The following is a 12,588-nucleotide window of genomic DNA, read 5'->3' as shown; positions in this document are numbered from 1 at the left end:
TTCAGTCGCCCCAATCCCTGCTGGTTCGTGGTGTGCGCTTGATCTTCTCTCGTACTCGTACGCCGTCGACGCTGTTGCATGGGTGGCACCAGGGAACCTTGGGCCCGTTGCTGCCGCCGAGTGCGACGGCGATGCGGTGCCCGAGTTGCCAGACGGTGCGGGGTCCGATGATTGTCGTGCATTGGCCTGCGTGCCGGCCGCAGGATCCGGTGCAGCCACAGCGAACGGGGTGTCGGTCGATCTCTCGTCTGCCAGTCTGCGCGTGCTTGCTGGTGTTCGTATCCGTAGGGGTTCGGCATGTTGTCCCCCGGGTGTGCGTCAGCCCGCGATCGGGTCGATTCCGCGGGCTGGTGGCATAGGTGTCTCTAGTTGTCACAGTGTGGTGGTTTGGTGGTTCGTGTCAAGTATCTACCGTGTCGTGTCGGCGTGTCGTGCTGGTCAGTCCTGGTCCGCTCGGCCCGCCTCGGTCGGGGGTCGGGCGCCGCCCGGGTGCGCGTCATCGGGGTTCCTTCCCTTGCGTGTGGTGTGTACGGCTTTCGCTTCTCGGGTGTAGTACAGCGGCTGCCTGCCTGCTCGCATGATCTCGCCCGTGCGCGGGTCGACTGCTGGTTCGATCAGCCCTCTCGACTTCCATTGTCGGATCGTGTCGGGTTCGATGCCGAGCAGTTGTGCCAGCTGGTCCGCGGTTTGCAGGGTTCGGGTGTCGGGTGCTGCGTATGCCGGCCCGACGAGCCGCTCGAGGTTGACGACCAGGTCGCGTACCTGGTGTCGGAGTTCGTACGTGTACGGCTGTGTCGAGATCCAGTCAAGGTGTCGGGTGATCCAGCCTGCGGCAGACGTGACGGTGTGCGGGATCGCTGGTGCTGTGTGGTGTGCATGCTGGTCGCGCATCTCGCTTGCGATCAGGTCGACCCATCCTGCGAGCAGTGGCAGCACGCCGGCTCGTTGTGCCCCGATCCGCATCGCGAGATCGGCCTCGCCGATGGGGTCGGCGTGTACGCCTCGACCCTTGAGTCGCCAGTCGTACAGGTCGACGGGTGTCGGGTCGATGACGTACGCGACGCTGCGGTCGTCGGGGTCGCGGCTGCCGCGGCCGACGAACCACCAGTAGTTCGCGTGCATGTGGTCGCACAGTTCGGGTAGGTCGTGCAGGTCGCGTGTCAGCTGTTCGCGTTGCATCGGTGTGAGTGTGGGCTGGTCGGGGTCGGCTGGTCGGTCGGCCGGGTGTTGTGGTGTTGGGTTGCGTCTGTGTGGGCTGGTCATCGTCGAGTTATCCACAGGTCGGGAACCTCGCGCGTCGCGCTACCTAGGTAGGTAGTTACGTTGGTTGGTTCACTTGTTCCTCTTTTCCTTCCTTCCTTAGTTACTTCCTCGGGGGGACACGGGGTGTCCCCCTTTAAGTTCACGTGGTGTCCCCCTAACTGTGAGTTAGGGGGACACGGGGTGTCTTTAATGGGGGACACGGGGAGTCCCCCATTCTTCGACGATCTGGTCTGCTGCAGCAGAGTTATCCACAGGCTGCGGGGTGTTGTGCACAGGGTGTCGATGCCCGTTCCTCACCTTCGTTCGTGTGGTGTGTTGTGGTGTCGGTTGCGTTTCGGTGACGGGTTCGGGTGTCGGTTCCGTGTCGTCGAGTGTCAGCCCGGGATACCGGTCGGGGTGCAGCTGGTAGACGGCGTTGCTGCCGCGTGAGCCGGTCGCGATCGTGCTGATCGCACCGGCGAGTCGGAGTTCACGAACCGCGCGCTGGATCATCTTCTCGGCGTTCTCGAGCTTCACCCGGTCGAGTTCGTCGGGGTCGAGCCCGAGCACGGACACGATCAGGGTTGCGTGCCCGGCCCAATAGGTGCCGGCGGCGTGCCCGTTGCTGCTGGTGTCTTTCGCGCTGTATGCCATGTGGAGCAGCACGAGTCGTGCCCGGTCTGAGAGTTGCGACCAGGATGGGTTGAGTGCTTCACCGACGAGCCTGATACCCATCAGAGCACACGTACCCATCGGTGCCGGCCGGTGTCGGTCGCCAGCGTCCGGCGGGTCGACCCGCCGCCGTGCGCCGGTCGAGCCGACCCTCTGCGCGGCCGCTGGTTCGCTCTCGCGCAGGTGCACGACCCGTCGGAACCGGCGCCGTGCGACGGCACGGCCCCGAACAGTAGCACGCGTTCGGGTGCCGTCGCTCGGGTGCGCCTGCGAGCCCTGCCTGCCGGATCGCCGAGCGCCCGTGTCCAGCAGCACGCCGTCCCGAACCGGCGTCGTTGGTGCCACGCCAGACCGGTTCGCTGTTGCGAGTGTGATCGGCTGCACGTTCATCGTGTCGCCCCTTGCGTGTACGTCTGCCATGCGCGGTCGACGCCGCCCGACCCCGGGAACAGATCGACCATCTCGTCACCCGGTAGCGCGCCGAGCAGGTCAAATATCCAGCGGATGAACACGGCCGGTTTGCTGCCGATGACGCGTGCCGGGTCGGTGGTTCGTACGCCTGGTCGATAGACGAGCGAGTCGACCCGTCGTGCGAGTACTCGCGACGTGTCGTGTGCGGATCCGCGACGTGTGACTTCGTCGACGAGCGTCGCGTCCAGATGGTAACGCGTCGAGAGCACGACCGCCCCAGAATATGACCGGTTCCCAGCCGTTCAGCGGCCCCCACGAGTGCACGGGACGTTCGCCCCGGTGCCACGCAGCCACCCGCACTCCCGGCGGGCACAGCGGCAGGATCTGCGGCAGCGAGATCGCGCTGCACGACAGCGCCCACCCGTCGAACCCGGCAGCTAGACGGCTGATCAGTTCGACGTGATCGACTTCGCCGGCATAGTCGGGATGATCGCCGTAGTACCTGCGTGCCTTGCCGATGTATGGCGGGTCGGCGTATGCGAGCCGTAGTGGTCGGCCGTCAGCGACGGCTGCTGGTCGGCCGACGCCGGTCGTGAACCGGTGCCGTGCCTGCCGGCAGCGTGTGCTGCAGCAGATCGAGTCGCGGCGTGCCCTGGTCGGTATCGGCCCCTTGCACCAGACGCACGACCGCAGTGCGTCGTCGGTCATGATCCGGCCCCGTAGTCGAGCCCATCCTGCGACAGCCTTCGTGCTGCCGCCTCGCAATAGCGTTCATCGCCTTCGATGCCAATCGACCGCATGCCGAGCGACTTAGCTGCGACCAGCGTCGAGCCAGCACCAGCAAAGCAGTCGAGCACGATGCCGCTGATCGGGTTCACTACACTCAGCAGCTTTTCGAGTAGCGCGGTCGGCTTCTCGGTCGGATGGACACCGTCGCGGACGGGTGGGAATCGCAGCACATTCGCGACGTCGCGCCGTTGCGGGTTCGATGGATTACCGACGCTCATGTGCACGATCAGTTCGTGCTGGTTGCGGAAGATAGCGCCCATGCCTAGACGGTCCTTGTCCCACACAAGCAGCGGATGCTGCCGCAGGTCTGCGGACTCGAGAGCAGCTGCGAGACTGCCCCACATGCGCCAGTCGATGAACGACAGCACGTGCCCGCCGTCGGTGACGATGCGCCGCCACTCGAGGCCACACTCACGCATCAGGTAGACGAATCCGGCTGTGCTCATGCCGTCGCCCATGATCCAGTCGGAGTCGGCGACGGATCGCGTCATTGACTTTCGGAGGCTGCGCGAGTTCTCTCGCCGGCCACCCGACGAGAACGGGGGGTCCGTGAGCACGGTCGCGATCGTGTCGCCGAGATAAGGCAGTCGGTACAGGGTCGCGTGTTCGTCCTGGTAGTACGGGTTCATGACGTCACGCTTGCGTGCGTCGCACGTACCCGCGGAGGAACCGCCTGATCGCCTCAGACAGCGTCTCGCCACGTTCCTTCGCGGCTGCGGATGCTTCCTGCCACAGTTTCGCGTCGACGCGCAGGGTACGGATCGGATCAGCAGCCATGCTCAGAGTCCTTCGGTCTGCGTGAGAGTGCCTGCTCGGCGCGGCCTGCGGGCTCGCGGCCCCGGCTCAGCCGCTTCGGCCTCACGTGCGGGTGATCGCCCGGGAACGTCTCGGGCAGCCGCACCTGCACGGTGCGTCGCGCGTGCCGCTGCGCCCTCGACCAGCAGCCGTCCAGGCTCGGCGACGATCAGCCGCGCGTGTCGTTCGGCGCGCGCCGCGCTGCACGTGCCGTGGTGCCGTGGCGTTGCCACTCGATCGCCGGCTCGCGTCTGCGCCGGTTCAGTCGACGCCCGCGGTCGCGCGACGTGGTGAGCGCCGCCACGCCTCGCCGGCCTGCGGCGCAGCGTCGCGCACGAACGCGGGGATAGCACGCCTGCGCCGGCGCGAACCGAACGCGAGTCGGCGGTGACGCCGTCGTCGGTGAGCCGGGCGGCCGCTGTACCGCTCGGCGATCTCGGGTCGCGCGTGAGTCCACGCCCGCAGTTGGCACGGACCCGGGCCGGTGCCCGCTCGACGCCCCCCCCCCGCCCCCCCCCCCCCCAACCCCCCACCCCCACCCCGGCCCCCCCGCCCCCCCAACCCCCCGCCGCCAAAACACCGCCCGGGTAGGTGCCGCAGTCGGTGCAGGTCGGCAGGTTCGTGATCGCGTCCCACTCGGTATCGGTGAGTTCCTGGCCGGCCGTCGTACGCCGGGCCACGAGCAGCGTCGCGGCCGGTGCGCGCGTGGCGTGCCGTCGGTGCTGATCTGCCGGTCTTGCGTCGGCGCCCACCGGATCGGCAGCCGGCGTCCGTCGGCCTGCAGGATGTTGTCTTGATCCGCGGCGAGTCCCGAGTTCACCAGCGCGAACGCTGCCTGCGCGGCCTGCGTCGGCACGTACCAGATCTCGACGTTCTCGACGGGTTCGGTCGACGTCGCCAGATCGCGAGCCTGCGACCAGGTCAGCGCCGGCACGTTCGCAACGGGACGGTAGAACCGGCCACCGCGGCGACGTGAAACGAGCGTCCATTGCTTGCGCCCGTCGAACGTGTGCCCGCAGTGCCCGCAGGTCAGGAACTGTTCGGACGTCAGCGCACGCGCCTCGATCGAGCAGTGGCAGTGCTTGTCGAACTGGTTCGGGGTGTCGTGCTTGTCGCAGTCGCCCCAGCGGTGCAGCTGCTCGATCGCTGCGATCGTGCTGTTCGTGATCTCGTTCATCGCGGGTTCCTATCGGGTGGTTGGGCCTTACACCACAGAACCTAATCCGCGTATACGTCTGTCAATACGCGCAGCGTGCGCGTGTCGTTGGCAGCGGCAGCCGAGCGCCCCGCACGGCTCGACCAGCTGGTGCACGTGCCCGCACCAGGTACAGCAGTCGTCGGCGAGCCTGATCTGCCCGCCGACGTCCCGCGCTGTCATGCGGTTCTGCCCTTCGATAGCCGCACGATCTCGGCTGCCTGCTCGGCGATCTGGTCGCGCAGTTGCTGGTTCTCCCGCAGTAGTGCAGCGGTCGAGACTGCGAACCGTTGCCACCGTGCAAAGTCGATCAGCTGTGTCGGCCGGTCGCTGTTCCGGTGTCGCTGTTCGTCGGCGAGATCCTGCCGGATCAGTGCCCGGTCCTTGTCGCTGTCATGCTCGGTAGACCCGTATCGCCGCGCCGGCACGCCCCTTGTCGGCCCACCGCTTCGACACGATCCAATCGACGATCAGGCTGTCGTCGGCGAGCAGGTTCCCGTCGACGAGCGCGTCGCCCAGGTTCCGCTGCATCTTGTCGAGATCGCCGAGCGTCTTACCGGTCGGGAACGCCGGTGCCGAGTCTTTGACCAGGTCGCGGTTCCGTCCGGTGCCGTACTGGTTCGCCGGCCGCTCGAGGTAGAACGACACGTGCACCTTGACCGGGTAGTCGATCGTTCGGCGTCGGCGTGCCTGGTCGGCGATCGTGGCGACAGCTTCCCGCCACCGTTTGCGGTCGCCGCTGCTGTCGTCCTCGGTCAGCACGTGCGCGACCTTCCCGCGGCGCCCGATGCACTTCATCGACCCTTTCGGTTTCGGGTTGCCGGTCACCCAGAACCCGACGTGCTCGCCGACGTACCCGTCGACGTGCTGCGTGTTCTCGGGTGTCGGTGGCACTGCTGCCGGCGACGACGCTACGAACGCGCGCAAGTCCTCGATCGGCATCATGACCGGCCCCGTTCGAGCAGCTGGTGCACAGCCTCAGCGGCCCGCACGCGGACGCTCGGCGTAATGCTGCACGTGCAGTCGAGCGTGCCGAACTTGTAGCGGCATAGCCTGCCGTGATAGCCGATCGTGCCGACCATCGCCTGCAGGATCTCGTCGACGGTCGGAACCGTCGTGTGTCGATCGACAGACGCGTCGCTGCCGGCGGCCGCGATGCGTGGCGCGTCCGAGTTCGTGCCCGTCGACGTCGCCGTGACCTGCACCGGACCAACGACCCGCACACCCATGCCGAGCAGCGCCCGCTGCCGCTTGACCTCAGCAAGCAACGCCGAACAGTGCCCGTGCAGGCTGATCGCGCGGTTCACCAGCTGGTCGACGTCGTCGACGCCTTGTTCGAGTGTGAGTTCGATCAGGTCGAGCTCGTCGTTCGTGATCATCGTCTACACCTTCCATTCGTCACGGAACCGCGGATGCGCCTGCCACAACATCGCGACCAGGTGCAGCAGTTCGTCGGGTGTGTCCTCGTCCTCGAGCAGCCGTAGCAGCTTCTCGACGTCGTACCCGGCCGGCATGCTCGGCTTCGCTGCCCGCAGCCGAGCACGCACGAACCGCGTCATCCGCTCACGCGACTTCGCCTGCCGTGCGTACTCGGCACGTTGTGCCCTGCCGCCGTGCCAGAAATCGGCGAGACGTTCGCGCGCCTCAGCGCCGAGCCGTTCCTGCTCGGCGACGACTTCGGCCGGGTCGACGGCCTCGAGCACGACCTGCACAGTCTCGACGCCGATCTGCACGGCGATGTCGGGACGCGCATCGGCTGCTGGTGCCGCGGTGCCGATGCGGGTGCGCACCGTTTCCTGCACGACGTACACGATCCGGTACAGCGCGCCGAACAGCATGACCGTCTTGCCGATATCGTCGTCGGTCAGTTCCTCGGGTGTGCGCGTGACGGGTTCGCTGCTGGTTGGCTGTTCCCAGATCATCGGATCAGCCCGACGATCAGCACGTGCAGCGATCCACGCGACGACAAGGTCGCGACGTTCCTGCCGGGTGCTCATCGGACACCAGCCCTATCGAGCAGCCATGACCAGTTCGTGACGGTCCAGATCAGCAGCATGATCGCGCAGAACCAGACGAGCGACAGGTACACGTCGCGCCACAGCCGAGCCTGCCGGCGTGCCCGCTTGAACTCGGCACCCGTCTTGAACGTCTGCGCGTCGACGGTGCCGCACGCGAAACAGATCAGCCACACGTCGAGCCCTTGTGGTGTGCTCAGGTGTTCGACGTTGTGCCGGCCGCGGAGTTTGCACCAGGTGCGCCGCACCCATCGCGGCATCATCGCGCACCCGCCCAGCCGACGACCGTGTCGATCGACACAGTCACCAGGTCGACCATCCGATACATGAGTTCCGGCGTGCACGGATCGTCGAGCAGCACAGCCGTTCGCCGTCCAGATCCTGCCGCCCACCCGAGCTCAAGATGCGCCGACCTGCCACACGGCAGCACCAGCACGAACGTGTCGGCAGCCGTCATCGCGTCGAAGTCGGATCGGTAGCCTTCGACGGCCCGCGGGTGCTGCACGGCTGCGAGGTAGTCGGACGCGCGCGCGGTGTCCAGGTATCCGGCCGGCACGATGCTGCCCGGCTCGACGTATCCGGTCAGCCCGACGTCGTGCCAGCTGAACCCCTTCGACTCGTCGGGGTTGCGGAAGTCGTACACGGTGAGCCCTGCGTCGCGGAGTGCTTTCACGACTGCGGGCTGTCTTGTGTTGCGCCAGCTGGACGCGACGTAAACGCTCATCGCCGGTTCGCCCTTCGTGCCGCCTTCTGCGCCCGCCCCGCGGCCCGACGCTTCGCCCTACCCGCCGCGCCCGTCCGCTCGCCGACCTGCCCCTCATAGATCGGCTTCGACTGCAGCAGCGACAGAATCTTGAACTGGTAGCTGTGCATCTTCGGCACCGGCTTCGCCTTGACCTGCTCGATCGCGCGTGCCGCTGCGGCCCGTGTCGTGCCGCCGAGCTTCGCGACCTCGTCGATCAGCTGCTCGTCGGGTGTCTGTTCCTTCATCGTGTTCCCTTCGTCATGTTCGCGACGTGCAACGACTTCGCGATCGAGATCAACGCGCACGCGATCGCGCGCTGCGTTCCATACTCATCGCCATCCTGCAGCCACTGCTCAGCAGCTTCGATCGCGATCTGTGCCTGATCCGGCTTCGGTTCCGGCTTCGGCCTGCGCCGGGTCGGACGCGGGATGTATTCGGGCTGCAGACGTTCCCACAGATCATCCCGGCCGGCCCGGTGCAGTGCTGCGTACACGCTGTCGACTTCGATGTCGAGCCCGGCAGCGATGCGTTCCGCGGTGCATGGCAGCAGCGCCTCGACTTCTGCGACGACTTCCTGCCGTGTGTGCCGCGGACGCTTCACCGGTTCGCCCCGATCGTGACAGCGACCCGGTCGACGTACTCACTGATCAGCAGCGGAGCGACGACGTTCCGACCCTGCGCGATCGCCTCGCCGATCTGGTAACGACGCACGACCAGGTCGAGTTCGCACCACAGCCCGAACGCCTGCAGGAATGGTTCGCCGTCGCGCCACTGCTGCCCGGTCATCGCGGGACGCCCTTGAGCAGCTTCCCGAGCGACGCACGCAACATCTGCACGATATAGGCGACCGCCTCAGCCTGCGTCGGGAACGGCCCGAACTCGATCGACGAGATCCGCACCAGCCACGCGTCGCCCTGCTGCACCAGCTGCCCGGCGTACAGGTCGTTGATGAACACGCGTGCGGGTGCGCCGCGACGGTACACGGCGTGCGTGCGGTCGATGCGCAGCAGTGGGGGGTTCGTCCATACCCAGCCGTCGGGGTGTGTGACTTCGGCGACGACGTCGACTTGCTCGTCGATGGGTTCGGTGCTCACTGCTGGTCCCCCTTGAGTGCGTCACGGACGGCCACACGCAGCCGCTCGAGTTCGGTGTATCGGTGCTTTAGCTCACTACGCAGCCTGCCGAGTTCGGCATGCGACGGCGAGCTAAGCAGATCGTTCGTCAGCTGCTGAACCTTCTGTTCGGCCGCGTCACGTTCATCCCGAACGATGCCGATGTCGCGAACCAGCTTCTGCATCTCGCCGGCAGCCTGGTACACGTCGATCGTGCCCCACCCGGGAACGTGCGCGACCTGCCGCACCGGCTCGGCCCGTCTCGCCTTGAGCTTGCGCACCTTCGCTTTCGGCATGAACCCGGCGATCTCACGCGCCAGCTGCCGCGGGTCGATCACCGGGTTACGCGCATCCTTGACCGCGACGTACTCGACCTCCCACCGCGACATCAGGTTGACGATCCCGAGCAGCTGCTCGACCCGCTCGGCAGCCTCGAGCACCATCGGCGCGAACCACTGCGCGCCCGGGTCGCGTTCGATCGCCTCGCGCGCCTTGTCGATCGCTTCACTCATCGCCGTCACCCAGGGACTCGAACGGGATCGGCGTCTGCTTCGTCCGCGTCTCCTGCGCCTTCACCAGCGCGTCACGCACGACCTGCGGCGTGTCGTCCATCAGGAACGCCTCGATCCGACGAACCTGCATCGTCGGAACATAGGTGTTCGTCGCGATGTCGTGCTCGACCTTCCGCGGCTCGAACACGACGATCGCGCAGACGAGCGTCGTCTCGGGGTCGTCGACGATCGCGTCGGCCAGCTGGTCGAGCCCGTTGATGTCGCTGTTTCCCGGGAGCTTCCCCGACAGCTTCACGCGTGCACTCATGACTTTCCTTCCTGCAGTGCCGATCTGGCATGCACAGCAGGTCACCAGGTGGTCGGCTGGTGACCGCTGAACCGGTCAGAACAGGTGCTCGGCTTCGCCCCGGGTGTGCTTCACAGCGTTCGGGGGACAGTCGGCGTAATGGCTGCGGAACACGGTGAACCCTGCGCGCGGCTGCTCGCCCGACTTGAGCGTGTATCCGCCTGCCCACCGATCACCGACCTTCCGTGCACAGATCAGCCCGGTCGCATCAGGGATCGGGTTGACCGGCATGTGTTTGCCGCTGCCGGCCATGCGGACGAACTTGATGATCGCTTGGCATCGGTCGGCAGTCGACCGGCCCGGTCACGGCTGGTTCCTCGCTTCCCGCAGCTGCTGCGCGAGATCGGCGATCGCACCGTCGGGCACCGGCCGGTATGGCACGCCTTCCTGATCGACGATGATCTCGTCGCCTTCCGAGTTGAACCCGGCGTACGGCCCGGTCGACATCCCTTCGACGTTCCCGCCGCGGATCTGCGCGGCGAGCCTGCCGTCGACGTCCTCGACCTCGATCGAGCCGGTCACGGTGCCGGCGACGACCCGAGCACCGACGAACGAGAACGCCGACTCGCTCGAACCCTCGTTCGAGTACGGCCCGAACGAGATCATGCGCGCCTCACGGATCACAGCGACGTCGTTCGTGTCGAACTCGGCGTCGACGATCTCGGCGTCGACGACCTGGTCATCGCCCAGCGGCAGCGGCACATCGCTGCGTCGCATCGCCTGCGCGATGTTCTGCCCGATCCGCTCGTCGGCGTCGTTGCACTCGCTGCACACCCGCGCCCCGTTCGGTGGCAGACCCTGCTGCCACTCGCCACCCTTGAACGGCAGGTACTCGCCACACAGCGCCCGAGCGCCGAGAGCCACATGCCACACCCGGCCCCGCGGCAACCGGAACCAACTAATCGAACTCACTTCGACTCATCTCCCTTCGTCTTGAGCAGCGCGTCGAGCGCCGCCTGATTCCGCAACCTGCCGAGCTTCGACTCGACCGTGCGCAGTTCCGTCGTGCTCAGTTCGTTCGACGACGTCACGACCCGGCCGGCCAGGTGCCCCGTCCAGAACAGCCGCTCGTCGCGTTCGGTGACGCCGAGCCGGCCAAAGTGCATGATGATCGCCGCGATCGTCTTGCCTGCCTGCGGCCGGAGTTCGGCAGCGGCTGCGGGGTCGTCGACGGCGAGCGGATCGGGTGAGCCGTCGTCGGCGGCCAACTGCGACGGCTCGACGAGCTCGGCGTCGACGATGCCGTCGTCGAGCACTTCGCCCGTCTCCCTGTCGACAGCCGTCTCGTCCAGCTGCTGCGCTGCCTCGACGGGGTGATCGCGATTCTCGCGCATCCGATCCAGCCGTGCCCGCTCGTCGTCGATGTCAGAATCGGCGATCTGAGGCACGCTCGGCTGCTCCTGCGTGGAATCATCCGCGACGGGTGCTGCTGCAGCCTGCGCGGCCCTATCGCGCCTCGTCTGCGCCCGCTGCCGCGGGGGTGCCTTTTCAGTGGGGACGGCACCGGGCCCATTCGGTGCCGCCCCCGGCTCGACGACGGCCCCACCCGAGCCCGTCGAACCCTCAGCAGCCGCAACGCCCCCCGGCGTCGCCTGCTGCCGTGATACCGGCGACGTCGACGCGCCCGGTGCAACGATCCCGGGGTCGAACACGTCGTCGGCGATGTCGTCTAGTTCCTCGATCGACCTCATGCCGTGCAGCACATCAGCGAACACGGCACGCGCCGCCCTGGTCGTCACCCGAGCGAGCAGCATCTCGGCCGGGAACTTGAGGAACATGCTAGGGGTCGTCTTGCCGTCTTTGATGCGCGGCTGCGTCAGTCCGCGTTTCGCGGCGTCGTCCATCGTGAACACGAACGTCGACCATGCGCCCGCTTCCCATTCGGCACGCCGGCACCGGATCTCGACCTTTGTGTCGGACATCGACACGATACGGAAGTCGTGCCCGTGCTGCGCGATCAGCGCCCGCATCAGTTCAGCCGAGATCCCGGGACGCCCATTGATCACGTTCGAGCCGGCGAGCGCCGTCATCGGTGGCAGCCCCAACTCGCGCCCGTGCATGACCGCGGCGACGACCTTCGGCACCGACCCGCGCAGACCCTGCGGCACGAACTCGGTTGCCGCGATCTTCCCTGCGAGGAATGCGACGTCCTCGAGCACTTCGATCCAGCTGTCGGTAACGGTGTTGATCAGGGACAGTTCGCGGTGTGCGTGTGTCGGTGCCTGGTCGAATGGTTGCATGCTCATCGGTTCGTTCCTTCGGTCGTTTCGGTCGGGATCGGGTAATAACGGACTGTGCCGCGCAGCCGGTCAGCTGCCCAGCGACGGCCGCGGAGTACCTGCCAGATCGAGCGCGTGCAGCGGCAACCGGTCGCATGGCAGCCGCCGCCCGATGCGCACGTGTCGTCACCCTTGACCGACTGACAGTGCGACTCGGCTAGGTGCTTGCAGTCGTTGCAGAACACGTTCGAGTCACCGTCAGCAGCTGATACCGGACCGTCGTCGGCCAGCTGCGCGGCAGCCTCAAGATCCGCACGCTGCTTCGACGCCTTCACCAGCCACAGCCGAGCGTTCATCAGCATCGACTCGGCCTGCTCGGCCTGCTCGGCGTTCATCGTGAGATCGCCGAGCCGGTGCGCCGGCCGCGACCCCATCGACCAGCCAAGATGGATCGTGACCTTGCTTACGTCCGCGTCGACGAGCATGCCGTCGGCCGACTTCCATTGCGCCTTGTCAGGCTCGAAAACTGTCATCG

At 66.8% G+C, this 12,588-nt stretch carries 19 protein-coding genes; all 19 read right to left on the bottom strand.

What is annotated here, in order from left to right:
• Positions 1 to 438: 438 nt before the first annotated feature.
• The 19 genes from IPJ61_RS21030 to IPJ61_RS20940 all read right to left on the bottom strand — a co-directional run bounded on the left by IPJ61_RS21030 (position 439) and on the right by IPJ61_RS20940 (position 12,586).
• Positions 439 to 1,179, bottom strand: a complete 741-nt coding sequence (locus IPJ61_RS21030; RefSeq protein ID WP_297112463.1) for a MerR family transcriptional regulator — start codon at positions 1,177 to 1,179, stop codon at positions 439 to 441.
• A gap of 270 nt (positions 1,180 to 1,449) precedes the next feature.
• A complete protein-coding gene (locus tag IPJ61_RS21025) occupies positions 1,450 to 1,977 on the bottom strand; it encodes a hypothetical protein (RefSeq protein ID WP_297112461.1) in 528 nt (175 codons plus the stop codon).
• 1,052 nt (positions 1,978 to 3,029) lie between these two features.
• Positions 3,030 to 3,743, bottom strand: a complete 714-nt coding sequence (locus IPJ61_RS21020) for a DNA-methyltransferase (RefSeq protein ID WP_366506031.1) — start codon at positions 3,741 to 3,743, stop codon at positions 3,030 to 3,032.
• A 4-nt stretch (positions 3,744 to 3,747) separates the two neighbouring features.
• Entirely contained in the window at positions 3,748 to 3,891 is a 144-nt protein-coding gene (locus tag IPJ61_RS21015) for a hypothetical protein (protein ID WP_297112457.1), read from the bottom strand.
• Between the two features lie 1,606 nt (positions 3,892 to 5,497).
• A complete protein-coding gene (locus tag IPJ61_RS21010; protein WP_297112455.1) occupies positions 5,498 to 6,049 on the bottom strand; it encodes a RusA family crossover junction endodeoxyribonuclease in 552 nt (183 codons plus the stop codon).
• Positions 6,046 to 6,483, bottom strand: coding sequence for a hypothetical protein (locus tag IPJ61_RS21005; protein WP_297112453.1), 438 nt, complete (start codon positions 6,481 to 6,483; stop codon positions 6,046 to 6,048). Before IPJ61_RS21005 ends, IPJ61_RS21010 begins: the two co-directional genes overlap by 4 nt.
• Positions 6,484 to 6,486: 3 nt before the next feature.
• Positions 6,487 to 7,101 (bottom strand): hypothetical protein, encoded by a 615-nt coding sequence (locus tag IPJ61_RS21000; protein ID WP_297112451.1) that lies wholly within the window; start codon positions 7,099 to 7,101, stop codon positions 6,487 to 6,489.
• Positions 7,098 to 7,367, bottom strand: a complete 270-nt coding sequence (locus IPJ61_RS20995; protein WP_297112449.1) for a hypothetical protein — start codon at positions 7,365 to 7,367, stop codon at positions 7,098 to 7,100. Before IPJ61_RS20995 ends, IPJ61_RS21000 begins: the two co-directional genes overlap by 4 nt.
• Positions 7,368 to 7,378: 11 nt before the next feature.
• On the bottom strand, positions 7,379 to 7,843 hold the full coding sequence (locus tag IPJ61_RS20990; RefSeq protein ID WP_297112447.1) for a hypothetical protein: 465 nt from the start codon (positions 7,841 to 7,843) through the stop codon (positions 7,379 to 7,381).
• Positions 7,840 to 8,109: a hypothetical protein gene (locus IPJ61_RS20985; protein WP_297112445.1), complete on the bottom strand. Its 270-nt coding sequence runs from the start codon at positions 8,107 to 8,109 to the stop codon at positions 7,840 to 7,842. Before IPJ61_RS20985 ends, IPJ61_RS20990 begins: the two co-directional genes overlap by 4 nt.
• Positions 8,106 to 8,465 (bottom strand): hypothetical protein, encoded by a 360-nt coding sequence (locus IPJ61_RS20980; RefSeq protein ID WP_297112443.1) that lies wholly within the window; start codon positions 8,463 to 8,465, stop codon positions 8,106 to 8,108. The genes IPJ61_RS20985 and IPJ61_RS20980 overlap by 4 nt, the downstream gene beginning before the upstream one ends.
• Positions 8,462 to 8,650, bottom strand: coding sequence for a hypothetical protein (locus IPJ61_RS20975; protein ID WP_297112441.1), 189 nt, complete (start codon positions 8,648 to 8,650; stop codon positions 8,462 to 8,464). The genes IPJ61_RS20980 and IPJ61_RS20975 overlap by 4 nt, the downstream gene beginning before the upstream one ends.
• On the bottom strand, positions 8,647 to 8,958 hold the full coding sequence (locus tag IPJ61_RS20970; RefSeq protein WP_297112439.1) for a hypothetical protein: 312 nt from the start codon (positions 8,956 to 8,958) through the stop codon (positions 8,647 to 8,649). Before IPJ61_RS20970 ends, IPJ61_RS20975 begins: the two co-directional genes overlap by 4 nt.
• A complete protein-coding gene (locus tag IPJ61_RS20965; protein WP_297112436.1) occupies positions 8,955 to 9,488 on the bottom strand; it encodes a hypothetical protein in 534 nt (177 codons plus the stop codon). The genes IPJ61_RS20970 and IPJ61_RS20965 overlap by 4 nt, the downstream gene beginning before the upstream one ends.
• Positions 9,481 to 9,795 (bottom strand): hypothetical protein, encoded by a 315-nt coding sequence (locus tag IPJ61_RS20960; protein ID WP_297112434.1) that lies wholly within the window; start codon positions 9,793 to 9,795, stop codon positions 9,481 to 9,483. The genes IPJ61_RS20965 and IPJ61_RS20960 overlap by 8 nt, the downstream gene beginning before the upstream one ends.
• A 75-nt stretch (positions 9,796 to 9,870) precedes the next feature.
• Positions 9,871 to 10,086, bottom strand: coding sequence for a hypothetical protein (locus tag IPJ61_RS20955; protein ID WP_297112432.1), 216 nt, complete (start codon positions 10,084 to 10,086; stop codon positions 9,871 to 9,873).
• Between the two features lie 51 nt (positions 10,087 to 10,137).
• Positions 10,138 to 10,746, bottom strand: coding sequence for a hypothetical protein (locus tag IPJ61_RS20950; protein ID WP_297112430.1), 609 nt, complete (start codon positions 10,744 to 10,746; stop codon positions 10,138 to 10,140).
• Entirely contained in the window at positions 10,743 to 12,080 is a 1,338-nt protein-coding gene (locus IPJ61_RS20945; RefSeq protein WP_297112428.1) for a recombinase family protein, read from the bottom strand. The genes IPJ61_RS20950 and IPJ61_RS20945 overlap by 4 nt, the downstream gene beginning before the upstream one ends.
• The gene (locus IPJ61_RS20940; protein WP_297112426.1) at positions 12,077 to 12,586 is read right to left on the bottom strand and encodes a hypothetical protein; all 510 of its coding nucleotides are present in this window, start codon (positions 12,584 to 12,586) and stop codon (positions 12,077 to 12,079) included. Before IPJ61_RS20940 ends, IPJ61_RS20945 begins: the two co-directional genes overlap by 4 nt.
• Positions 12,587 to 12,588 lie beyond the last annotated feature (2 nt).

The organism is Tessaracoccus sp. (assembly GCF_016714275.1).
Taxonomy (GTDB): Bacteria; Actinomycetota; Actinomycetes; order Propionibacteriales; family Propionibacteriaceae; genus Arachnia.
This window is presented reverse-complemented; position numbering and strand designations above follow the sequence as displayed.